This window comes from Streptomyces sp. 8N114, from assembly GCF_052245835.1.
Lineage (GTDB): Bacteria > Actinomycetota > Actinomycetes > Streptomycetales > Streptomycetaceae > Streptomyces.
In genome coordinates, this window is record NZ_JBQQBT010000004.1 from 311,120 (window position 1) to 333,869 (window position 22,750).

General features: G+C 70.9%; 20 protein-coding genes. 19 read left to right on the forward strand and 1 reads right to left on the reverse strand.

Features of this window, described 5'->3' with window-relative positions:
* Positions 1-30: 30 nt before the first annotated feature.
* The 13 genes from ACTWQF_RS12260 (at position 31) to nusB (ending at position 13,637) form a co-directional block, all read left to right on the forward strand.
* The gene (locus ACTWQF_RS12260; RefSeq protein ID WP_443279480.1) at positions 31-456 is read left to right on the forward strand and encodes a DUF948 domain-containing protein; all 426 of its coding nucleotides are present in this window, start codon (positions 31-33) and stop codon (positions 454-456) included.
* Positions 457-462: 6 nt separating this feature from the next.
* Positions 463-921 carry a DUF6167 family protein gene (locus ACTWQF_RS12265; RefSeq protein ID WP_443279332.1) on the forward strand — a complete coding sequence of 153 codons (459 nt, stop codon included), beginning with the start codon at positions 463-465 and terminating at the stop codon, positions 919-921.
* Positions 921-3,596 (forward strand): alanine--tRNA ligase, encoded by a 2,676-nt coding sequence (alaS, locus tag ACTWQF_RS12270; protein WP_443279333.1) that lies wholly within the window; start codon positions 921-923, stop codon positions 3,594-3,596. The genes ACTWQF_RS12265 and alaS overlap by 1 nt, the downstream gene beginning before the upstream one ends.
* Positions 3,596-4,093, forward strand: coding sequence for a Holliday junction resolvase RuvX (gene ruvX / locus ACTWQF_RS12275; protein ID WP_443279334.1), 498 nt, complete (start codon positions 3,596-3,598; stop codon positions 4,091-4,093). The genes alaS and ruvX overlap by 1 nt, the downstream gene beginning before the upstream one ends.
* A gap of 163 nt (positions 4,094-4,256) precedes the next feature.
* Positions 4,257-6,185 (forward strand): endolytic transglycosylase MltG, encoded by a 1,929-nt coding sequence (mltG, locus tag ACTWQF_RS12280; protein ID WP_443279336.1) that lies wholly within the window; start codon positions 4,257-4,259, stop codon positions 6,183-6,185.
* A gap of 18 nt (positions 6,186-6,203) precedes the next feature.
* On the forward strand, positions 6,204-7,061 hold the full coding sequence (locus tag ACTWQF_RS12285) for a shikimate dehydrogenase (protein ID WP_443279337.1): 858 nt from the start codon (positions 6,204-6,206) through the stop codon (positions 7,059-7,061).
* Between the two features lie 119 nt (positions 7,062-7,180).
* Positions 7,181-8,365 (forward strand): chorismate synthase, encoded by a 1,185-nt coding sequence (gene aroC, locus ACTWQF_RS12290; RefSeq protein WP_443279339.1) that lies wholly within the window; start codon positions 7,181-7,183, stop codon positions 8,363-8,365.
* Positions 8,362-8,895 (forward strand): shikimate kinase, encoded by a 534-nt coding sequence (locus ACTWQF_RS12295; RefSeq protein WP_443279341.1) that lies wholly within the window; start codon positions 8,362-8,364, stop codon positions 8,893-8,895. Before aroC ends, ACTWQF_RS12295 begins: the two co-directional genes overlap by 4 nt.
* Positions 8,892-9,992, forward strand: coding sequence for a 3-dehydroquinate synthase (aroB, locus tag ACTWQF_RS12300; RefSeq protein ID WP_443279342.1), 1,101 nt, complete (start codon positions 8,892-8,894; stop codon positions 9,990-9,992). The genes ACTWQF_RS12295 and aroB overlap by 4 nt, the downstream gene beginning before the upstream one ends.
* A gap of 211 nt (positions 9,993-10,203) precedes the next feature.
* On the forward strand, positions 10,204-11,211 hold the full coding sequence (locus tag ACTWQF_RS12305; protein ID WP_443279344.1) for an AAA family ATPase: 1,008 nt from the start codon (positions 10,204-10,206) through the stop codon (positions 11,209-11,211).
* Between the two features lie 160 nt (positions 11,212-11,371).
* Positions 11,372-12,529, forward strand: a complete 1,158-nt coding sequence (locus tag ACTWQF_RS12310) for an aminopeptidase P family protein (RefSeq protein WP_443279345.1) — start codon at positions 11,372-11,374, stop codon at positions 12,527-12,529.
* Between the two features lie 83 nt (positions 12,530-12,612).
* Positions 12,613-13,179, forward strand: coding sequence for an elongation factor P (gene efp / locus ACTWQF_RS12315; protein ID WP_443279347.1), 567 nt, complete (start codon positions 12,613-12,615; stop codon positions 13,177-13,179).
* 2 nt (positions 13,180-13,181) lie between these two features.
* Positions 13,182-13,637 carry a transcription antitermination factor NusB gene (gene nusB / locus ACTWQF_RS12320; protein ID WP_443279348.1) on the forward strand — a complete coding sequence of 152 codons (456 nt, stop codon included), beginning with the start codon at positions 13,182-13,184 and terminating at the stop codon, positions 13,635-13,637.
* Between the two features lie 131 nt (positions 13,638-13,768).
* Here the strand turns inward: nusB and bldD are convergent, their stop codons facing one another.
* Positions 13,769-14,269, reverse strand: a complete 501-nt coding sequence (gene bldD / locus ACTWQF_RS12325) for a transcriptional regulator BldD (protein WP_030407913.1) — start codon at positions 14,267-14,269, stop codon at positions 13,769-13,771.
* Positions 14,270-14,514: 245 nt separating this feature from the next.
* On the opposite strand from bldD, the gene pyrR reads away from it, so the two are divergent.
* From pyrR to carB, 6 genes are all read left to right on the forward strand, one after another.
* Positions 14,515-15,135 (forward strand): bifunctional pyr operon transcriptional regulator/uracil phosphoribosyltransferase PyrR, encoded by a 621-nt coding sequence (gene pyrR, locus ACTWQF_RS12330; protein WP_443279350.1) that lies wholly within the window; start codon positions 14,515-14,517, stop codon positions 15,133-15,135.
* A gap of 186 nt (positions 15,136-15,321) precedes the next feature.
* Entirely contained in the window at positions 15,322-16,329 is a 1,008-nt protein-coding gene (locus ACTWQF_RS12335) for an aspartate carbamoyltransferase catalytic subunit (protein WP_443279351.1), read from the forward strand.
* A 1-nt stretch (position 16,330) separates the two neighbouring features.
* Complete coding sequence (locus tag ACTWQF_RS12340; RefSeq protein ID WP_443279352.1) at positions 16,331-17,635, forward strand: dihydroorotase; 1,305 nt, start codon at positions 16,331-16,333, stop codon at positions 17,633-17,635.
* 5 nt (positions 17,636-17,640) lie between these two features.
* Positions 17,641-18,237 (forward strand): PH-like domain-containing protein, encoded by a 597-nt coding sequence (locus tag ACTWQF_RS12345; RefSeq protein ID WP_443279353.1) that lies wholly within the window; start codon positions 17,641-17,643, stop codon positions 18,235-18,237.
* Complete coding sequence (gene carA / locus ACTWQF_RS12350) at positions 18,237-19,424, forward strand: glutamine-hydrolyzing carbamoyl-phosphate synthase small subunit (protein ID WP_443279481.1); 1,188 nt, start codon at positions 18,237-18,239, stop codon at positions 19,422-19,424. The genes ACTWQF_RS12345 and carA overlap by 1 nt, the downstream gene beginning before the upstream one ends.
* Positions 19,417-22,737 (forward strand): carbamoyl-phosphate synthase large subunit, encoded by a 3,321-nt coding sequence (gene carB / locus ACTWQF_RS12355; protein ID WP_443279355.1) that lies wholly within the window; start codon positions 19,417-19,419, stop codon positions 22,735-22,737. The genes carA and carB overlap by 8 nt, the downstream gene beginning before the upstream one ends.
* Positions 22,738-22,750 lie beyond the last annotated feature (13 nt).

Sequence of the window (22,750 nt, forward strand, 5' to 3'; positions counted from 1 at the left end):
GGGAAGCGGTGCAGCGTGTCCGGTGGAGAAGTGGCCGCCCTCCTCGTGGCCGTCTTCTGGGCGATCCTGGTGTCGTTCCTCGCCGTTGTGCTGGTGAGGCTCGCGCAGACGCTCAAGGCGGCGACCAAGCTGGTGACAGGCGTGACGGAGCAGGCAGTCCCCCTCCTGGGAGAGGCGTCGGCGACCGTCCGTTCCGCACAGACCCAGCTCGACCGCGTCGACGCCATCGCGACGGACGTCCAGGAGGTCACCTCCAACGCTTCCGCGCTCTCCTCCACCGTCTCGACCGCCTTCGGCGGCCCGCTCGTCAAGGTCGCCGCCTTCGGCTACGGCGTACGGCGGGCGCTGGGCCGCAAGGACGCGCCCGAGCGGGAGACGCGCGGCGGCCGGAAGGTCGTCGTCAGCCGCACCGTGTCTGCCACCCGCCGCGGCGGCCGCAAGCGTGGAAAGGGCTGAGCGCAGATGTTCCGCCGTGCCTTCTGGTTCACCACCGGCGCCGCCGCCGGGGTCTGGGCCACCACCAAGGTCCAGCGCAAGATCCGCAGCCTCGCCCCGGACGCGCTGGCACTGCGCGCCGCCGACAAGGCGGTCGAAGGCGGCCACCGGCTCCGCGAGTTCGCGCTCGACGTACGCGCGGGCATGGTCCAGCGGGAGAGCGAACTCAAGGACGCGCTGGGCCTGTCGGCGCCCGGGGAGGCCGAGCAGTACCGGGAACTCCCGGCCGCGCAACCGGCCCCCGTCCCACGGCGGCAGGGCAAGCGCCTTCCACGGCAGCAGGGCAAGCGGCAGTTGGGCGGCGTGCTCCCCCAGCCTCCGGCCGGGAGGGACCCCCTCGCCCCGCCGCTCACCCCGGAACGGCCGGACCACCAGAATCGGCCCTCCACCCCCAACCACCCGAACGACCGAAACGAGGACCACTGATGGAGTCGGCTGAAATCCGCCGCCGCTGGCTGCGCTTCTTCGAGGAGCGAGGGCACCACGTCGTGCCGTCGGCGTCGCTGATCGCGGACGACCCGACGCTGCTGCTGGTCAACGCGGGCATGGTGCCCTTCAAGCCGTACTTCCTGGGCGAGACCACCCCGCCCTGGCCGCGGGCCACCAGCGTGCAGAAGTGCGTGCGTACCCCGGACATCGAAGAGGTCGGCAAGACCACCCGGCACGGCACCTTCTTCCAGATGTGCGGCAACTTCTCCTTCGGCGACTACTTCAAGGAGGGGGCCGCCAAGCTCGCCTGGGAGCTGCTGACCTCCTCGCAGGAGCAGGGCGGCTACGGACTGGACCCCGAGCGCCTGTGGATCACCGTCTACGAGCAGGACGACGAGGCCGAGCGGATCTGGCGTGACGTCGTCGGCGTGCCCGCCGAGCGCATCCAGCGCCTGGGCATGGAGGAGAACTACTGGTCCATGGGCGTGCCGGGCCCGTGCGGACCCTGCTCGGAGATCAACTACGACCGCGGGCCCGAGTTCGGCCCCGAGGGCGGCCCCGCCGTCAACGACGAGCGGTACGTGGAGCTGTGGAACCTCGTCTTCATGCAGTACGAGCGCGGCGAGGGCTCCACCAAGACGGACTTCGAGATCCTCGGCGAGCTGCCCAGCAAGAACATCGACACCGGTCTCGGTCTCGAACGCCTGGCGATGGTCCTCCAGGGCGTGCACAACATGTACGAGATCGACACCTCGCGCGCCGTCATCGACAAGGCCACCGAGCTGACCGGCGTCGCCTACGGTAGCGCCGAGCACAGCGATGTGTCGCTGCGTGTCGTCTGCGACCACATCCGTACGTCCGTGATGCTCATCGGCGACGGCGTCACTCCCGGCAACGAGGGCCGCGGCTATGTGCTGCGCCGCATCATGCGCCGCGCCATCCGCAACATGCGCATCCTGGGTGCCACGGGGCCGGTTGCCGAGGACCTGATCGACGTCGTCATCAAGACGATGGGCCAGCAGTACCCCGAGCTGGTCACCGACCGGAAGCGCATCGAGACCGTCGCGCTCGCCGAGGAAGCCGCCTTCCTCAAGACGCTGAAGGCCGGCACCAACATCCTCGACACCGCTGTCACCGACACCAAGAAGGCCGGCAGCACCGTCCTGCCGGGTGACAAGGCGTTCCTGCTCCACGACACCTGGGGCTTCCCCATCGACCTCACCCTGGAAATGGCCGCCGAGCAGGGCCTGTCGGTGGACGAGCAGGGCTTCCGCCGGCTGATGAAGGAGCAGCGGGAGCGCGCCAAGGCCGACGCCAAGGCCAAGAAGACCGGCCACGCCGACCTGTCCGCCTACCGCGAGATCGCCGACAGCGCCGGCGCCACCGACTTCACCGGCTACGGCGACACCTCCGGCGAGGCCACCGTCGTCGGACTGCTGGTCGACGGCATCTCCTCGCCCGCCGCCGGTGAGGGCGACGAGGTCGAGGTCGTTCTGGACCGCACCCCCTTCTACGCGGAGGGCGGCGGGCAGCTCGCCGACACCGGCCGCATCCGGCTGGAGGGCGGCGCCGTCGTGCAGGTGCGCGACGTCCAGCAGCCGGTGCCCGGCGTCAGTGTGCACAAGGGCACCGTCCAGGTCGGCGAGGTCACCGTCGGCTCGTCCGCCTACGCGCAGATCGACGCCGACCGCCGCCGCTCCATCGCCCGGGCCCACAGCGCCACCCACCTCACCCACCAGGCGCTGCGTGACGCGCTCGGCCCGACCGCCGCGCAGGCCGGTTCGGAGAACGCCCCGGGCCGCTTCCGCTTCGACTTCGGTTCGCCCGCCGCCGTCCCCGGCACCGTGCTCACCGACGTCGAGCAGAAGATCAACGAGGTGCTGGCCCGCGAACTGGACGTGCACGCGGAGTACATGGGCATCGACGACGCCAAGAAGCAGGGCGCGCTGGCCGAGTTCGGCGAGAAGTACGGCCAGACCGTGCGCGTGGTGACCATCGGCGACTTCTCCAAGGAGCTGTGCGGTGGCACCCATGTCCACAACACGGCGCAGCTCGGCCTGGTCAAGCTGCTGGGCGAGTCCTCCATCGGCTCCGGTGTGCGCCGCGTCGAGGCCCTGGTGGGTGTGGACGCCTACCGGTTCCTCGCCCGCGAGCACACCGTCGTCTCGCAGCTGACCGAGCTGCTCAAGGGCCGCTCCGAGGAGCTGCCCGAGCGTATCTCCGGGATGCTGACCAGGCTGAAGGACGCCGAGAAGGAGATCGAGCGGTTCCGCGCCGAGAAGGTCCTCCAGGCCGCCGCCGGGATCGCCCAGAACGCCAAGGACGTCCGCGGTACGGCGCTGGCCGCGGCCCGGGTGCCGGACGGCACCGCGGCCGACGACCTGCGCACCCTGGTGCTCGACGTACGCCAGCGGCTCGGCAGCCGCCCGGCCGTCGTGGCGCTGTTCGCCGTCACGAACGGGCGTCCCGTCACGGTGATCGCCACCAACGAGGCCGCCAGGGACGCCGGGCTGCGCGCCGGCGACCTGGTGCGTACGGCTGCCAAGACGCTCGGGGGCGGTGGCGGCGGCAAGCCGGACGTCGCCCAGGGCGGCGGCCAGAACCCGGAGGCCGTTGACGACGCCGTGGCCGCCGTGGAGCGCCTGGTCGCCGAGGCCGGGGGCAACGCCTGATGGTCCCGGACGACGCCGCGCAGCCGGAGTCCTTCCGGCGCGGCAGGCGGCTCGCCGTCGATGTCGGGGACGCCCGGATCGGGGTCGCCAGCAGCGACCCCGACGGGTTGCTGGCCACCCCGGTGGAGACGGTTCCCGGGCGCGATGTCCCGGCGGCCCAGCGCCGGCTGGTGGCGCTGGTGGCGGAGTACGAGCCGTTGGAGGTCGTCGTCGGGCTGCCCCGTTCGCTCAGCGGAGGGGAGGGCCCGGCGGCGGCCAAGGTCCGCAGTTTCGCCCAGGAGTTGGCGAAAAACATCACACCCGTTCCGGTCAGACTCGTCGATGAACGTATGTCGACGGTCACCGCGGCGCAGGGGATGCGGGCCTCCGGAGTCAGTTCCAAAAAGGGACGTTCACGCATCGACCAGGCGGCCGCGGTGGTGATTCTGCAGAGCGCGCTGGAAGCGGAACGGTCCTCGGGCCGTCCCCCGGGGCAGTGCGTCGAGGTGGTTGTCTGATCGCTGTACGGTAACGTTCCGCGCGACACGGCAGCCGCCGATGCACGCGTAACCGCACTGGTACAGCACGTGAACGGAACGACGAACCCGTACTGTGCGGGGGACTCCGGCGCAGGATGTCCGGTGCGTCACCGGCTGCCGCTCTCGCGTCGCAAGGGGACCGATGACTGACTATGGCCAGGGACATGGCTCCCAACCGTGGCACCCCGACGACCCTCTCTACGGGGATCAGGAGTGGGACGGTGGCCGGCAGCCCGAGTACCAGGGTGGCTGGAACGAGATCCCTCAACAGGGGGAGTATTCCGGCCACCCCGGCCCCCAGCAGTACGCGGAGCAGCAGTACCCGCACCCGCAGCAGCAGTACGGTCACAACGGCTGGGACGGCACCCAGCAGGCCGCCCACGGAACCGGGCAGCATTACGACCCGTCGTACGCCGCCCAGCAGCACCCCGGACACCCGGTGGACCCGTACGGCACCGGGGAGTACCGCACGGGGGAGTACTCCACGGGGGAGTACCCGACCGGCGAATACGGCACGGGGGAGTACCCGACCGGGGAGTACCACACCGGTGGGTATCCGACCGGCAACTACAGCACGGGGGAGTACCCCACCGGCGGGCACTACACGGAATACCCCAGCGGCGAGTACAGCACGGGCGAATACAACACGGGCAACTACAGCACCGGGCAGTACCGCACCGGCGAATACCCCACGGGTGAGTACTCGACGGGCGAATACCCCACGGGCGAGTACAGCTCCGCCGAGTACAGCACCGGCGAACACCCCGGCTACTACGCGCAGCAGAGCGGCTACCCGGGCGGGAACCCCGCGGTGCACCCGCAGCAGGCCCCAGGGCAAGGGCCGCAGCAGCCCCCCGTACCAGGGCCGCAGCAGGCCCCCGTGCCCGGGCCGCGGCAGGCGCCGGTGCCGACGGCCGATCCGGACACGGGCTGGGACCCGGGCCCCGACCAGGGCGAGCACGCCTTCTTCCGGGACCGCGATGAGGAACTACCCGAGGACTACTACGACGAGGACGACGACCGTGGCCGCCGTGGACGTGAGGGCGGCGGCAGGACCAGGCGGGGGCGTGGCTGCGGAATCGTCATTTCCGCCGCTCTCGTGGCGGGGGTCGGTGTCGTCGGATACTTCGGCTACGACTTCTACCAGACCCACTTCGGCCCGGCTCCCGACTACGCGGGCGAAGGCACCGGCGAGGTCATGGTCGACATTCCCGACGGCGCCTCGCTCTCCGACATGGGGGCGGTCCTGCAGAAGAAGGGCGTCGTCAAGAGCCCCGGCGCCTTCGTCGATGCGGCGGGCGACAAGAGCATCCAGGCAGGCACCTACACGCTGCGCAAGAAGATGTCCGGGGCCAGCGCCGTCGAGATGATGCTCGATCCGGCCAGCCAGAACGGGATCATCGTCGCCGAGGGCTGGCGCGCCACCAGGATCTACGCGGAGATCGACAAGAAGCTCCACGTCGCCAAGGGCACCACCAAGAAGGCCGCCCAGTCCGGCGGTCTCGGCCTGCCCGCGTGGGCGCACGGCAAGACGGAAGGTTTCCTCTTCCCGTCCAAGTACAGCGTCGGCAAGAACAGCAAGCCCAAGGACGTGCTGCGGGAGATGGTCAAACGGGCGGAGTCCGAGTACGCCAGGACCGGCCTGGAGAAGAAGGCGAAAGAGACCGGCAAGACGCCGGAGCAGATCATCACCATTGCCTCTCTCGTACAGGCGGAGGCCCAGGAGGACGACGAGTTCGGCAAGGTCTCCCGCGTCATCTACAACCGGCTCGACAAGAACATGCAGCTCGGCTTCGACTCCACCATCAACTACGCGATGGGCCGCTCCACGCTGAACACCTCGGTCGCCGACACCAAGTACCCCTCGCCGTACAACACCTATCTGCACAAGGGCCTCCCGCCCGGCCCGATCGGCAATCCCGGGCACCAGGCGATAGAGGCGGCACTCAAGCCGACGAAGGGCGACTGGCTGTACTTCGTCACGGTCAAGCCCGGCGACACCCGCTTCACCGACGACCCGAACGAACACCAGAAGAATGTCGAAGACTTCAACAAGGAACAGCGCAAGTAGGAAGGAGAACGGCGGCTGATGCCATCCACCCTCTCGCAGGAGGCCAGGCGCGCCGCCGTCCTCGGCTCGCCGGTCGCGCACTCCCTCTCCCCGGTGCTCCACCGGGCCGCCTACGCCGAACTCGGCCTCGACGGCTGGACCTACGACCGCTACCAGGTGGACGAACAGGGCCTCGCGGGCTTTCTTGCCGGCCTGGACGAGCAGGACGAAGCCGGACGGCGGTGGGCAGGGCTCTCCCTCACCATGCCGCTGAAGCGCGCCGTGATTCCGCTGCTGGACGAGATCAGCGAGACGGCCGCCTCCGTGGAGGCCGTCAACACGGTCCTGCGCACCGAGGACGGGCGCCGCACCGGGGACAACACCGACATCCCCGGCATGATCGCCGCACTGCAAGAACGCGGCATCCGCACCGTCGAAAGCGCCACCGTGCTGGGCGCGGGCGCCACGGCGTCCTCCGCACTGGCCGCCCTCGCCCGGATCTGCGAGGGCGAGGTCACCGCGTATGTACGGAGCGAGGAGCGGGGCCGCGAGATGCGCGGGTGGGGGGAACGGCTCGGGGTCGCCGTACGGACGGCCGACTGGACGCGGGCCGCCGAGGGGCTGCGGGCGCCTCTGGTCATCTCCACCACGCCCGCAGGTGCCACCGACGGGCTCGCCCAGGTCGTGCCCGCCTCGGGCGGCACCCTCTTCGACGTCCTCTACGACCCGTGGCCGACCGCCCTGGCAGGCGCCTGGAACGGTGCCGTCATCGGCGGCCTCGACCTGCTGGTGCACCAGGCGGTGCTCCAGGTCGAGCTGATGACAGGACGCCGCCCGGCGCCGCTGGCGGCCATGCGTGCCGCGGGAGAAGCCGAACTGCGGGCCCGCACCGTGTGACCCGGTGTGCCGCCCACATTCCGAGACGGGAACGGCTTGGGCAAAGGGTCCTCCCGGCGGCATGGGAGGATCGGTCCCAGGAAAGTGGACGGGCCGCAAGGCGGCCGAGAGGAGCACCGTTGAGCAGGTTGCGCTGGCTGACCGCAGGGGAGTCGCACGGCCCCGCACTCGTGGCAACCCTGGAGGGCCTCCCCTCCGGTGTACCGGTGACCACCGACATGGTCGCCGACGAGCTGGCCCGCCGCCGCCTCGGCTACGGGCGCGGCGCCCGGATGAAGTTCGAGCGCGACGAGGTCACCTTCCTCGGCGGTGTCCGCCACGGCCGCACCCTCGGCTCGCCGGTCGCGATCATGGTCGGCAACACCGAGTGGCCCAAGTGGGAGCAGGTGATGGCGGCCGACCCGGTCGACCCCGCGGAGCTGGAGCAGCTGGCCCGCAACGCCCCGCTCACCCGGCCCCGCCCCGGCCACGCCGATCTGGCGGGGATGCAGAAGTACGGCTTCGACGAGGCCCGCCCCGTCCTGGAACGCGCCTCGGCGCGGGAGACCGCGGCACGGGTCGCGCTCGGCACCGTCGCGCGCTCCTTCCTCAAGGAGACGGCCGGCATCGAGATCGTCTCGCACGTGGTGGAGCTGGGTGCGGCGAAGGCCCCGTACGGAAAGGTCCCGGAGCCCGGCGATGTTGCGCGGCTGGACGCCGACCCGGTGCGCTGCCTCGACACCGAGGCGAGCGAGGCGATGGTCGCCGAGATCGACCAGGCCCACAAGGACGGCGACACCCTCGGCGGCGTCGTCGAAGTCGTCGCACACGGTGTGCCCGTCGGCCTGGGCTCCCACGTGCACTGGGACCGGCGGCTGGACTCGCGGCTGGCCGGTGCGCTCATGGGCATCCAGGCCATCAAGGGCGTCGAGCTGGGCGACGGCTTCGGTCTCGCCAGGGTCCCCGGCTCCCAGGCGCACGACGAGATCCTGCAGACCCCGGACGGCATCCGCCGCGCCTCCGGACGCAGCGGCGGCACCGAGGGCGGTCTGTCCACCGGCGAACTGCTGCGGGTACGCGCCGCGATGAAGCCGATCGCGACGGTGCCGCGCGCCCTGGCCACCGTCGACGTCCGCACCGGCGAGGCCGACAAGGCGCACCACCAGCGCTCGGACGTGTGCGCGGTACCGGCGGCGGGGATCGTCGCGGAGGCGATGGTCGCGCTGGTGCTGGCGGACGCGGTGGCCGAGAAGTTCGGCGGTGACAGCGTTGCCGAGACCGGCCGCAACGTGCGCGGTTTCCTCGACAACCTGGAGATCAAGTGACCGGGCCCGCCATCGTGCTGGTCGGCCCCATGGGGGTCGGCAAGTCGACCGTCGGCGCCATCCTCGCCGAGCGGCTCGGCGTGACCTGCCGCGACACCGACCAGGACATCGTCGAGCAGGCGGGCAAGCCCATCTCGGAGATCTTCCTGGACGAGGGCGAGCCGCACTTCCGCGAGCTGGAGCGGGCGGCGGTGCGCACGGCGCTGGCCGAGCACACGGGCGTGCTCGCGCTCGGCGGCGGTGCCGTACTGGCAGAGGAGACCAGGGCGCTGCTGGCCGGACGGCCGGTCGTCTTCCTGGAGATGGGGGTGGCGGAGGCCGTCAAGCGCGTCGGACTGGACGCCCCGCGCCCGCTGCTCGTCATCAATCCGCGCCAGCAGTGGCGCAAGCTGATGGAGGAGCGCAGGCCGCTGTACACCGAGGTGGCCCGCGTCGTCGTCAGCACCGAGGACCGCACGCCCGACGACGTCGCCGACGAGATCCTCGCCGCCCTTCAGCTACCGACCACCCAGCCGGAGAAGCAGCAATGACGACCCAGGACCCCGCCGTGACCCGTATCGCCGTCGGTGGCACGGCGGGCACGGCCCCTTACGACGTGCTCGTCGGACGGCAGCTCCTCGGCGAACTCCCCGGCCTCATCGGCGCCGAGGCCCAGCGCGTCGCCGTGCTGCACCCCGAGGCGCTCGCCTCCACCGGGGAGGCGCTGCGCGAGGACCTGGCGGGTCAGGGCTACGAGGCCATCGCCGTCCAGCTGCCCAACGCGGAGGAGGCCAAGACCGCCGAGGTCGCCGCCTACTGCTGGAAGGCGCTGGGCCAGACCGGCTTCACCCGTACCGATGTGATCGTCGGCGTCGGGGGAGGGGCCACCACCGATGTGGCCGGCTTCGTCGCGGCGACCTGGCTGCGCGGGGTGCGCTGGATCGCGGTGCCGACCACCGTGCTGGCCATGGTGGACGCTGCGGTCGGCGGCAAGACCGGCATCAACACCGCCGAGGGCAAGAACCTGGTGGGTGCCTTCCACCCGCCCGCCGGGGTGCTGTGCGACCTGGCGGCGCTGGACTCGCTGGGCGTGCACGACTACGTCAGCGGCCTCGCGGAGATCATCAAGGCGGGCTTCATCGCCGACCCGGCCATCCTGGAGCTGATCGAGTCCGATCCGGAGGCGGCACGGACGCCCCAGGGACCGCACACCGCCGAGCTGATCGAGCGCTCGATCCGGGTGAAGGCCGAGGTCGTCTCCGAGGACCTGAAGGAGTCGGGCCGCCGCGAGATCCTCAACTACGGGCACACACTCGGCCACGCCATCGAGAAGAACGAACGCTACAACTGGCGGCACGGCGCGGCCGTGTCGGTCGGCATGGTCTTCGCCGCCGAACTGGGCCGTATCGCGGGCCGGCTGGACGACGCGACGGCCGACCGGCACCGCACGGTGCTGGAGTCGGTGGGTCTGCCCGTCACCTACCGCGGCGACCAGTGGCCCAAGCTGCTGGAGACCATGAAGGTCGACAAGAAGTCGCGCGGGAACCGGTTGCGCTTCATCGTGCTCGAAGGGCTCGCCAAACCGGCCGTCCTGGAGAGCCCGGACCCCGCGATGCTGCTGGCGGCACACGCCGAGATCGCCGCCTGAAGCCCGTCGGCCCCGTGCCCGGCGGGGCCGTTGCGCGGGCCGTCACACGGGGCCCGGAGCAGGAACCGTGTTGGCCGCCGCGGGCGTCGGGCACTCGGGAGTGGACCCGGCCGTTCACACGGAGACGGACGGGGAAGGTACCGTCAGTATTCGCATAACACCTGGCGTTGCGTCGCAGCGCCTTCACACGTGGGACGGAGTTGGGGTCCGGATGCAGCACAGCGGTGCCCAAGGCGCCTACGGAGGCTTCGGGGCACAGTGGCCCGCACCCCCGCCGGCCCCCGGCGCCCGCTCGGCACAGGGCCCGGCCCACCAGCAGCCGCACCCCCACCCGCAGGCACCGCCGCCGCGCCCGCACACCCAGGTTCCTCCGCCACAGGCCCCGCAGCCCCAGCCCCAGCCCCGGCCCCACGCTCCGGCGCCGCAGCCACCCCAGCCGCCGCATCAGCCGCCGCAGCCACCCCAGCAGCACACGCGCCCCCTCCCAGCCCAGCCGCCGGGCAACCCCGGCGGCGGTACCCAGGCGCCGCCCCCCGGTGCACCCTCGCAGCCGGGCAACGGCGCGCCCGGCGGAGAGTCGACGGGCCACGTCAAGCTGCCGCCGGGCGCCCCGGTCCAGGTCCCGGCGCCGGGCGCGACCCCGGCCCAGCTGGATGCCACCCGTGCCGCCGTCGCCGTCCTGCTGATCGGCCCGGCGGGCGCCGGGAAGACCACCGTGGCGCGCTACTGGGCGGAACACCGTGCGGTGCGCACGGCCCACATCAGCCTCGACGACGTACGCGAGTGGGTGCGCTCCGGCTTCGCCGACCCGCAGGCGGGCTGGAACGAGAACTCCGAGGCCCAGTACCGCCTCGCCCGCCGCACCTGCGGCTTCGCGGCCCGCAACTTCCTGGCCAACGGCATCTCCTGCATCCTGGACGACGCCGTCTTCCCCGACTGGCCCGTCATCGGGCTCGGCGGCTGGAAGCGGCACGTCGGCCCCGGCCTCATCCCGGTGGTACTGCTGCCCGGCCTCGACATCGTCCTGGAGCGGAACGCGGAGCGTTCGGGCAACAGGCGGCTCTCCGACGAGGAGGTGGCGCACATCCACGGCCGGATGGCCGGCTGGTACAGCTCCGGGCTGCCGATCATCGACAACTCCCGGCAGGATGTGGCCAGCACGGCGCAGATGCTCGACAACGTGGTCGCCCGCAGCCTCGCCAGCCCGGTGAGCTGGTGACCGGCCGGATGCTGGTCCGCCGTCCCGCGCGCGGCACCGGAGTCCGGCAGGCCCATGTCCCGGGCCGCGGAGCCGACTGCTGAGCTGACAATCTTCACCTCATCGCTCGCTCGGCCGTGTCCGGAGGGCCGACAAGCCGGGCGCTGCGTACCCTCGGCATATGTCCGAGGTGCATGTGTCCCGCCGCGCCCGGCTGCGCGACCGCTGTGCGGCGAGCACCGCCCACGACGGTCCGGCCGACGCGGTGCTGATCTCCCGTCCCGCCAACGTCCGGTATCTGACCGGCCGCGCGGCGCCCGGCAGCGTGCTGCTGCTGGGCCCGGACGGCCAGGACACCCTCGTCTCGGCTCCCGGAGAGGGGCCTGCCAACGGCGCCCACCCGGCTGACGACCTCCGCGAGGTCACCCTGGACATGCCGAGCGGCGCGTACGCCGCCGAACCGCACGGCGGCGCCCGGAACGACACCGCAGTGGCCGCCGCCGGGCTCGCCGAGAAGAGCGGGGCCGGCGCACTGGCCGTGGAGGAGCACCATCTGACCGTCGCCCGGCACCGCGCGCTGGCCGCGGTCGCGCCCTCCGTGCGCCTCGCGGACCTCGGCCTGGCGGTGGAACAGCAGCGGGTCGTCAAGGACGAGGAGGAGATCTCCGCGCTGCGGATCGCCGCCGAGATCACCGACCAGGCCCTCGGTGAACTGCTGGAGTCGATCCTGGTCGGCCGCACCGAGCGGCATCTGGCCCTGGAGCTGGAGCGCCGGCTGATCGACCACGGTGCCGAGGGCGCCGCCCTCCCCACCTCCGTCGGCACCGGCCCCAACTCCGGACTTCCCGGGCACCGGCCAACCGACCGACGGGTCGAGGAGGGTGATTTCCTCTCCGTACGGCTGGGCGCCCGCTACCGGGGATACGGCTGCCAGATCGGCCGTACCTTCGTCATCGGCACCGCCCCCGAGCCCTGGCAGATCGAGCTGTACGACACCGTCTTCGCCGCTCAGCGGGCCGCGCGGGAGTCGCTGGGGCCGGGCACGGAGTGCCGGGAGGTGGACCGCGCCGCGCGTCAGGTACTGGGGGCCGCGGGGCACGGTGCGGCGCTGGGCGAGGCGACCGGGCACGGCGTCGGGCTGGAAATCGGTGAGGACCCTCGGATCTCACCTGAGGCCGTGGGTAAACTGGACGCTTGTGTGCCGGTCACCGTCGAGCCGGGGGTCCATCTCCCGGGCCGGGGCGGCGTCCGGATCGACGACACGCTCGTCGTCCGCCCGCAGGCGGACGGCGGACCCGAGCTACTCACCATCACGACCAAGGAGCTGCTCGCCCTCTAGCCCCCACGGGGCTCAGCCCACGGGCCGTCGGAGGCGCGGCAGCCGCCCTGGTCTCCGCAGCAGTCTCAGGAGATTCCGCGACCGTGGCATCCACGAACGACCTCAAGAACGGCATGGTGCTCAAGCTCGACGGCGACCAGCTCTGGTCCGTTGTCGAGTTCCAGCACGTCAAGCCCGGCAAGGGGCCCGCTTTTGTCCGAACGAAGCTGAAGAACGTCCTCTCCGGCAAGATCGTCGACAAGACGTTCAACGCGGGCACCAAGGTCGAGACGGCCACCGTGGACCGACGTGACATGCAGTTCTCGTACATGGACGGGGACTACTTCGTCTTCATGGACATGCAGACCTTTGACCAGCTCCACGTCGACCGCAAGACCGTCGGCGACGCGGCCAACTTCCTGATCGAGGGCTTCGACGCCACGGTCGCGCAGCACGAGGGCGAGGTGCTCTACGTGGAGCTGCCCGCCGCTGTCGAGCTGGAGATCAAGCACACCGAGCCGGGCGTCCAGGGCGACCGCTCCACCGGCGGCTCCAAGCCCGCCGAGCTGGAGACGGGCCACAGCATCCAGGTCCCGCTCTTCATCACGACCGGCGAGAAGATCAAGGTCGACACGCGCTCCGGTGAGTACCTCGGTCGGGTGAACAGCTAACCGTGGCTGCACGCAACAAGGCCCGCAAGCGCGCCTTCCAGATCCTCTTCGAGGCCGACCAGCGCGGTGCCGACGTGCGTACCGTGCTCGCGGACTGGTTGCGGCTCGCCCGGACGGACTCCCGGCAGCCGCCGGTCTCCGAGTACACGATGACGCTCGTCGAGGGCTATGCGGGGAACATAGCCCGCATCGACGAACTGCTGTCCACCTACGCGGTGGACTGGACCCTGGACCGGATGCCCGATGTGGACCGGAGCATCCTGCGACTGGGCGTCTACGAGCTGCTGTGGGTGGACGAGGTTCCCGACGCGGTGGTCATCGACGAGGCCGTTCAGCTGGCCAAGGAGTTCTCCACCGATGAATCGCCGGGCTTCATCAACGGCCTGCTGGGCCGGCTGAAGGAATTGAAGCCCTCTCTTTCCCGCCCTGAGGGCACCTCCCAGCCGGAAGCTGAGTGAGGCGTAGGCCCTGAAAAAGCGCAATCGGCGGTGCCAAGCCGACCGGGCCCGTCCTTCGGACGGGTTGCGGTCAGCTCGGCACCGCCGATCTGCGCCGTCAGCGGGAAAAGGTCAGACCTCTTCGGAAAAGGTCAGACCTCTTCGTGGGAAACAGCCCGCCGTGCGTCCGCGTCGAGGACGCCCCAGCTGATCAGCTGTTCCGTCAGCACGGACGGCGACTGGTCGTAGATGACGGCCAGGGTACGCAGGTCGTCCTGGCGGATGGAGAGGACCTTGCCGTTGTAGTCCCCACGCTGCGACTGGATCGTCGCGGCGTACCGCTGGAGCGGACCCGCCTTCTCGGCCGGTACGTGGGCCAGGCGCTCGAGGTCGAGCACCAGCTTCGGCGGCGGCTCGGCGGCCCCGCCCGGAGTGGTTCCCGGCAGCAGCTCCTGCACCGGCACCCCGTAGAAGTCAGCCAGCTCGGCGAGGCGCTGCACGGTCACGGCCCGGTCGCCGCGCTCGTACGAGCCCACCACGACCGCCTTCCAGCGGCCCTGGGACTTCTCCTCGACACCGTGGAGGGAGAGGCCCTGCTGGGTGCGGATGGCGCGGAGCTTGGCTCCGAGCTGTTTGGCGTATTCGCTGGACATATGGCTCCCCGGACGCTGTATCGCTGAGCGGCTGCGCCACGCGGTGTGCTGCGCCGCGCGCCTTCGCGCTTCGTAACTCACTGTGAGGTTACGCAGCGTAATGTGCCGCGTCAAGCCGAGGGGGTCCGAACGGCTGGCTCCGCCCCCGCGGGGGACCGGGAGCGGGCCCCTGGTAGCGTTGAGCAGCGACAGCAAGACGTCCTTTAAGGCCCGTCCCGTGAGGCGGGGAAGGAGGTCCAATCTTCATGGACGACAACAGCGCGAGCCTGCATCCGGCACGCCCCGTACTGGAGGCGCCGGACATCAAGCGGGTGCTCACCCGCATCGCCCACGAGATCGTCGAGCGCGCCAAGGGCGCCGACGACGTGGTACTTCTCGGCATTCCCACCCGCGGCGTCTTCCTCGCCCGCCGGCTGGCCGCCAAGCTCGAAGAGATCACCGGAACCGCGATCCCGGTCGGCTCTCTCGACATCACGATGTACCGGGACGATCTCCGGCTCGGCCCCGCACGGGCCCTCGCACACACCGAGATCCCGGCCCAGGGGGTCGACAGACGGCTCGTCGTCCTCGTCGACGACGTGCTCTACTCCGGCCGCACCATCCGCGCCGCACTCGATGCCCTGGGTGACATCGGGCGTCCTCGCGCGGTCCAGCTCGCCGTCCTCGTGGACCGTGGTCACCGCGAGCTTCCGATCCGCGCCGACTACGTCGGCAAGAACCTGCCCACCTCGCAGCGCGAGACCGTCAAGGTCCAGCTGACCGAGGAGGACGGCCATGACGGCGTACTGCTCGGCATCCGCTCGACCGAATCCGAGCACGACGAAGGAACTGCACACGCGCGCCACGGCACCGCGCCCGCTGGTTAGCCGCGTACCGAACCGTGCTCGCGCGCCTGCCCGGCGCATGCGCTCAGCGCGCGAAGCACCGCCGTACGCCCGCGCGCCCGCTCTCCACGGCCTGCCCGGGCGCAGGCTGCCCGAACGCGTATCTCCCAGCGTGCGAGCCCTCGCGACGACCTCACATCCCACCCCACGGAAGGCACCAGGCAACAGATGAAGCGTCACCTCATCTCGGCCGCCGACCTCACCCGCGACGACGCCGTCCTCGTCCTCGACACCGCCGAGGAGATGGCCCGGTTCGCCGACCGGCCGATCAAGAAACTGCCCACCCTTCGCGGCCGCACGATCGTCAACCTCTTCTTCGAGGACTCCACCCGCACCCGGATCTCCTTCGAAGCGGCGGCCAAGCGGCTGTCGGCGGACGTCATCAACTTCTCCGCCAAGGGCTCCTCCGTCTCCAAGGGCGAATCCCTCAAGGACACCGCGCTCACCCTGGAGGCGATGGGCGCCGACGGCGTCGTCATCCGGCACGGCGACTCGGGGGCCCCGCACCGGCTGGCGACCTCCGGCTGGATCGGCGGCTCCGTCATCAACGCCGGTGACGGCACCCACGAGCACCCCACCCAGGCGCTGCTGGACGCCTTCACCATGCGCCGCCGGCTGGTCGGCGAGGAGGGCACCGCGCTCGACGGCAAGCGGATCACGATCGTCGGCGACATCCTGCACAGCCGCGTCGCCCGCTCCAACGTGCACCTGCTGAGCACCCTGGGCGCCCATGTCACCCTCGTCGCGCCGCCCACTCTGCTGCCCATCGGCGTGGGGAGCTGGCCGTGCGAGGTCTCCTACGACCTGGACGCCGTACTGACCAAGTCCGACGCCGTGATGATGCTGCGCGTCCAGCGCGAGCGGATGAACGCCGCCTTCTTCCCCACCGAGCGCGAGTACGCCCGCCGCTACGGCCTCGACGGGGAGCGCATGGCGCGGATGCCCGAGCACGCCATCGTGATGCACCCGGGGCCGATGAACCGCGGTATGGAGATCACCGCGGCGGTGGCCGACTCGCCCCGCTGTACCGCGGTCGAGCAGGTCGCCAACGGCGTCAGCATCCGGATGGCCGTGATGTACCTGCTGCTCGGCGGCGCCGAGCCGCCCCACCCGTCACCCGCCACCACCCCGGATGGAGGCGCTACGCGCCGCCCGGCCGTAACGGAGAACAACTGATATGACCCAGACCCTGATTCGCGGTGCGAAGGTCCTCGGCGGCGAGCCGCAGGACGTGCTGCTGGCCGACGGCACCCTCCAGGAGATCGGCCGCGGCATCGAGGCCCCCGGCGCCGAGGTCGTCGAGGCCGAGGGCCGAATCCTGCTGCCCGGCCTCGTGGACCTGCACACCCATCTGCGCGAGCCCGGCCGCGAGGACTCCGAGACGGTGCTGACCGGCACCCGGGCCGCCGCCAAGGGCGGCTACACCGCCGTGCACGCCATGGCCAACACCTTCCCCGTCGCCGACACCGCCGGTGTGGTCGAGCAGGTGTGGCGGCTGGGCAAGGAGTACGGCTACTGCGATGTACGCCCCGTCGGGGCCGTCACCGTCGGCCTCGAGGGCAAGCAGCTCGCCGAGCTGGGCGCCATGCACGACTCCGCCGCCGAGGTGCGGGTCTTCTCGGACGACGGCAAGTGTGTCGACGACGCGGTGATCATGCGGCGCGCCCTGGAGTACGTGAAGGCGTTCGACGGTGTCGTGGCCCAGCACGCCCAGGAGCCCCGGCTGACAGCGGGCGCCCAGATGAACGAGGGCATCGTCTCCGCCGAGCTGGGGCTGCAGGGGTGGCCCGCCGTCGCCGAGGAGTCGATCATCGCGCGGGACGTGCTGCTCGCCGCGCACGTCGATTCCCGCGTCCACATCTGCCACCTGTCGACGGCCGGCTCCGTGGAGATCGTCCGCTGGGCCAAGTCCAAGGGCTGGAACGTCACCGCCGAGGTCACCCCGCACCATCTGCTGCTCACCGACGAGCTCGTCCGCTCCTACAACCCCGTCTACAAGGTCAACCCGCCGCTGCGCACCGAGGCCGATGTGATGGCGCTCCGCGAGGCGCTGGCCGACGGCACCATCGACTGCGTCGCCACCGACCACGCCCCGCACCCGCACGAGGACAAGGACTGCGAGTGGGGTGCGGCGGCCATGGGCATGGTCGGTCTGGAGACGGCGCTGTCGGTGGTGCAGCACACCATGGTGGACACCGGGCTGCTGGACTGGACGCAGGTCGCCGACCGGATGTCCTTCCGGCCCGCCGCCATCGGACGGCTGGAGGGCCACGGCCGCCCCGTCTCACCCGGCGAGCCAGCCAACCTCGTTCTCCTCGACGCGGACTACCGTGGACAGGTGGACCCCGCGGGCTTCGCCTCCCGCAGCGCGAACACCCCTTACCAGGGCCGCGAGCTGCCCGGACGCGTCACCCACACCTGGCTGCGGGGCCGCCCGACGGTCGTGGACGGGAAACTCGTAGGAGCAGCGGGAGCAGTGTGAGCGGCGTGAGTGCAACAAACCTCCCCCTGATCGGCCTTGCCGCCGAACAGAAGTCACAGCAAGTCACCGACTGGGCCGCCCGGATCGGCTGGGTTGTCGGGCTCGTCCTGTTCGTCGCGCTGTTGTACTGGCTGATGCGCCAGGGCTGGAAGTGGCGCGGCACCCTGCAGGGCGATCTGCCCGAGCTTCCGCAGCCGCCCGAGCACAGTGGCGAGCCGCTGCTGAGCGCCACCGGCCGCTACCACGGCTCCACCAGCGCGGGCCAGTGGCTCGACCGGATCGTCGCGCACGGCCTGGGCACCCGCAGCCGCGCCGAGCTGACGCTGACGGAGCACGGCTTGGACGTCGTACGGCCCGCGGCCCAGGACTTCTTCGTCCCCACGGAGCAGCTGCGCGGCGCCAGGCTCGACACCGGCATCGCGGGCAAGGTCCTCACCGAGGGCGGCCTGCTGGTCGTCACCTGGGAGCACGGCGGACGGCGGCTCGACTCCGGATTCCGCTTCGACCACTCGGCCGACCAGGCCGGATGGGTCGAGAAGATCAACGCAATGTGCGGCGACAACGGCGTCGCGGCGATGCAGCAGCACAAGGAAGGCGCATGATGACGACCTCCGCCAGGGGAGCGACCGGAACCACGGCGAATCCCGCCCTACTCGTCCTGGAGGACGGCCGCATCTTCCGCGGGCGCGCCTACGGGGCCGTGGGGGAGACGTTCGGCGAGGCCGTGTTCTCCACCGGGATGACCGGATACCAGGAGACCCTCACCGACCCCTCCTACCACCGCCAGGTCGTCGTCATGACGGCCCCGCACGTCGGCAACACCGGCGTCAACGACGAGGACCCCGAGTCGGCCCGCATCTGGGTGGCCGGCTACGTCGTACGCGACCCGGCCCGCACCCCCTCCAACTGGCGCGCCACCCGCTCCCTCGACCAGGAACTCCGCGACCAGGGAGTGGTCGGCATCAGCGGTGTCGACACCCGCGCACTGACCCGGCACCTGCGGGAGCGTGGCGCCATGCGCGTCGGCATCTTCTCCGGCGACGCCTACGCGGGCAGCGAGGAGCAGCTGCTGGCCCGGGTGCGGGAGATCCCCGCCATGAAGGGCGCGGACCTCGCGGGCGAGGTCGCCACCCAGCAGGCGTATGTCGTCCCCGCGATCGGTGAGAAGCGCTTCACCGTCGCCGCCGTCGACCTGGGCATCAAGGGCATGACCCCGCACCGGATGGCCGAGCGCGGCATAGAGGTGCATGTGCTGCCCGCCACCGCGACCGTCGAGGACCTCTACGCCGTCAAGCCCGACGGGGTCTTCTTCTCCAACGGCCCCGGCGACCCGGCCGCCGCCGAGCACCCCGTCGCGCTGATGCGCGGCGTGCTGGAGCGCGGCACCCCGCTGTTCGGGATCTGCTTCGGCAACCAGATCCTCGGCCGCGCCCTCGGATTCGGCACCTTCAAGCTCAAGTACGGCCACCGGGGCATCAACCAGCCCGTCCAGGACCGTACGACGGGCAAGGTCGAGGTCACCGCGCACAACCACGGCTTCGCCGTGGACGCGCCGCTCGACCGCGTCAGCGACACCCCCTTCGGCCGGGCCGAGGTCTCGCACGTCTGCCTGAACGACGACGTCGTCGAGGGGCTGCGGCTCCTCGACAGGCCCGCCTTCAGCGTCCAGTACCACCCCGAAGCGGCAGCGGGTCCGCACGACGCCGCCTACCTCTTCGACCGGTTTGTCGAGCTCATGCGAGACAACGACAAGCACAGCGCACAGCTCATGGAGGACCAGCGTGCCTAAGCGCACCGATATCCAGTCCGTCCTGGTCATCGGCTCAGGTCCGATCGTCATCGGGCAGGCCGCCGAGTTCGACTACTCCGGCACCCAGGCGTGCCGCGTGCTCAAGGCCGAGGGCCTGCGCGTTGTCCTGGTCAACTCCAACCCGGCCACGATCATGACCGACCCGGAGATCGCCGACGCCACCTACGTCGAGCCGATCACCCCCGACTTCGTCGAGAAGATCATCGCCAAGGAGCGCCCCGACGCGCTGCTGCCCACCCTCGGCGGCCAGACCGCGCTCAACACCGCGATCTCCCTCCACGAGTCGGGCGCGCTGGACAAGTACGGCGTCGAGCTGATCGGCGCCCGCCCCGAGGCCATCCACAAGGGCGAGGACCGCGACCAGTTCAAGGAGGTCGTCGAGGCCGTCCGCCGCAAGACCGGTCACGGCGAGTCCGCACGCTCCTATATCTGCCACTCCATGGACGACGTGCTGCGCGGCGTCGAGGAGCTCGGCGGCTACCCCGTCGTCGTCCGCCCCTCCTTCACCATGGGCGGCGCCGGCTCCGGCTTCGCGCACGACGAGGAGGAGCTGCGCCGCATCGCCGGGCAGGGCCTGACCCTCTCGCCGACCACCGAGGTGCTCCTGGAGGAGTCCATCCTCGGCTGGAAGGAGTACGAGCTGGAGCTGATGCGGGACAAGCACGACAACGTGGTGGTCGTCTGCTCCATCGAGAACTTCGACCCGATGGGCGTGCACACCGGCGACTCGATCACCGTCGCGCCCGCCATGACGCTCACCGACCGTGAGTACCAGATCCTCCGCGACATCGGCATCGCCGTCATCCGCGAGGTCGGCGTCGACACCGGCGGCTGCAACATCCAGTTCGCCGTCAACCCGGAGGACGGCCGGGTCGTCGTCATCGAGATGAACCCGCGGGTCTCCCGCTCCTCGGCGCTCGCCTCCAAGGCCACCGGGTTCCCCATCGCGAAGATCGCCGCGAAGCTGGCCGTCGGCTACACGCTGGACGAGATCCCCAACGACATCACCGAGGAGACCCCCGCCTCCTTCGAGCCCACGCTCGACTACGTCGTGGTCAAGGCGCCCCGCTTCGCCTTCGAGAAGTTCCCGGCCGCCGACTCCCGGCTCACCACCACCATGAAGTCGGTCGGTGAGGCCATGGCCATCGGCCGTAACTTCACCGAGGCGCTGAACAAGGCGCTGCGCTCGCTGGAGAAGAAGGGCAGCCAGTTCGACTTCGCCACCCCGGTTTCCGAACTCGGCGACAAGACGCAGCTGCTCACCGACGCCGAGCGGCCCACCGACGGCCGGATCAACACCGTCATGGCCGCCATCCGGGCCGGCGCCACCCCGCAGGAGGTCTTCGACGCGACGAAGATCGACCCCTGGTTCGTCGACCAGCTCTTCCTCATCAAGGAGACCGCCGACGAGATCGCCGCAGCGCCCGAACTGAGCCCCGGTATGTTCGCCGAGGCGAAGCGGCACGGCTTCTCCGACGCGCAGATCGCCGCCATCCGCTCGCTGCGCGAGGACGTGGTGCGCGAGGTACGGCACGCGCTGGGCATCCGCCCCGTCTACAAGACCGTGGACACCTGCGCCGCCGAGTTCGCGGCCAGGACGCCGTACTTCTACTCCTCCTACGACGAGGAGACCGAGGTCGCGCCCCGCGAGAAGCCCGCGGTGATCATTCTCGGCTCCGGCCCCAACCGCATCGGCCAGGGCATCGAGTTCGACTACTCCTGCGTCCACGCCTCCTTCGCACTGGGCGCCGCCGGGTTCGAGACCGTCATGGTCAACTGCAACCCGGAGACCGTCTCCACCGACTACGACACCTCCGACCGGCTCTACTTCGAGCCGCTCACCCTGGAGGACGTGCTGGAGATCGTGCACGCCGAGCAGCAGGCCGGCCCCGTCGCCGGTGTCCTCGTCCAGCTCGGCGGCCAGACCCCGCTCGGCCTCGCCCAGGCGCTCAAGGACAACGGCGTCCCCGTCGTCGGCACCTCGCCCGAGGCCATCGAACTGGCCGAGGAGCGCGGCGCGTTCGGCCGGGTGCTCACCGAGGCCGGGCTGCCGGCCCCCAAGTACGGCACCGCCTTCTCCTTCGAGCAGGCCAAGGGCATCGCCGCCGAGATCGGCTACCCGGTCATGGTCCGCCCGTCCTACGTACTGGGCGGCCGCGGCATGGAGATCGTCTACGACGAGCTCTCGCTGGAGTCCTACTTGGAGCGGCACGCCGGGCTGATCGAGAAGCACCCGGTGCTCATCGACCGCTTCCTCGACGACGCCATCGAGATCGACGTGGACGCGCTCTACGACGGCAACGAGCTCTACCTCGGCGGCGTCATGGAGCACATCGAGGAGGCCGGCATCCACTCCGGCGACTCCGCCTGTGCGCTGCCCCCGATCACCCTCGGCGGCTACGACATCAAGCGGCTGCGCGCCTCCACCGAGGCCATCGCCCGCGGCGTCGGCGTCCAGGGTCTGATCAACATCCAGTTCGCGATGGCGGGCGACATCCTCTACGTGCTGGAGGCCAACCCGCGCGCCTCCCGTACGGTGCCCTTCACCTCCAAGGCCACCGCCGTTCCGCTCGCAAAGGCCGCAGCCCGGATCTCGCTGGGCGCCACCATCGCCGAGCTGCGCGCCGAGGGCCTGCTCCCGGCCGAGGGCGACGGCGGCGACCTGCCGCTGGACGCGCCGATCTCCGTCAAGGAAGCGGTGATGCCCTGGAGCAGGTTCCGCGATGTGCAGGGCCGCGGCGTGGACACCGTGCTGGGCCCGGAGATGCGCTCCACCGGCGAGGTCATGGGCATCGACTCGGTCTTCGGCACCGCCTACGCCAAGTCGCAGACCGCCGCGTACGGGGCGCTGCCGGACAAGGGCCGCGCCTTCGTCTCGGTCGCCAACCGCGACAAGCGCTCGCTGATCTTCCCCGCGCGGGAGCTGGTCGCCATGGGCTTCGAGCTGCTGGCCACCTCCGGCACCGCGGAGGTTCTCAAGCGCAACGGGATCAACGCGACAGTTGTCCGCAAACAGAGCCAGGGCGTGGGCCCCGCCGGTGAGCCGACGATCGTGCAGCTCATCCACGACGGCGAGGTCGACCTGATCGTCAACACCCCGTACGGCACGGGTGGCCGCCTGGACGGCTACGACATCCGCACCGCAGCCGTCGCCCGGTCGGTGCCGTGTCTGACGACCGTGCAGGCGCTCGCCGCGGCGGTACAGGGCATCGACGCCATGGCCCGCGACGAGGTCAGCGTGCGGTCGCTGCAGGAGCACGCCGATCACTTGATCGCCGCCCGCAAGAGCTGACCCACCATCCGGT

Coding starts and splice junctions, on each gene's coding strand:
- ACTWQF_RS12265 (WP_443279332.1), top strand. CDS start 463: ATGTTCCGCCGTGCCTTCTGGTTCACCACCGGCGCCGCCGCCGGGGTC.
- alaS (WP_443279333.1), top strand. CDS start 921: ATGGAGTCGGCTGAAATCCGCCGCCGCTGGCTGCGCTTCTTCGAGGAG.
- ruvX (WP_443279334.1), top strand. CDS start 3,596: ATGGTCCCGGACGACGCCGCGCAGCCGGAGTCCTTCCGGCGCGGCAGG.
- mltG (WP_443279336.1), top strand. CDS start 4,257: ATGACTGACTATGGCCAGGGACATGGCTCCCAACCGTGGCACCCCGAC.
- ACTWQF_RS12285 (WP_443279337.1), top strand. CDS start 6,204: ATGCCATCCACCCTCTCGCAGGAGGCCAGGCGCGCCGCCGTCCTCGGC.
- aroB (WP_443279342.1), top strand. CDS start 8,892: ATGACGACCCAGGACCCCGCCGTGACCCGTATCGCCGTCGGTGGCACG.
- ACTWQF_RS12305 (WP_443279344.1), top strand. CDS start 10,204: ATGCAGCACAGCGGTGCCCAAGGCGCCTACGGAGGCTTCGGGGCACAG.
- ACTWQF_RS12310 (WP_443279345.1), top strand. CDS start 11,372: ATGTCCGAGGTGCATGTGTCCCGCCGCGCCCGGCTGCGCGACCGCTGT.
- bldD (WP_030407913.1), bottom strand. CDS start 14,269: ATGTCCAGCGAATACGCCAAACAGCTCGGAGCCAAGCTCCGCGCCATC.
- pyrR (WP_443279350.1), top strand. CDS start 14,515: ATGGACGACAACAGCGCGAGCCTGCATCCGGCACGCCCCGTACTGGAG.
- ACTWQF_RS12335 (WP_443279351.1), top strand. CDS start 15,322: ATGAAGCGTCACCTCATCTCGGCCGCCGACCTCACCCGCGACGACGCC.
- ACTWQF_RS12340 (WP_443279352.1), top strand. CDS start 16,331: ATGACCCAGACCCTGATTCGCGGTGCGAAGGTCCTCGGCGGCGAGCCG.
- carA (WP_443279481.1), top strand. CDS start 18,237: ATGACGACCTCCGCCAGGGGAGCGACCGGAACCACGGCGAATCCCGCC.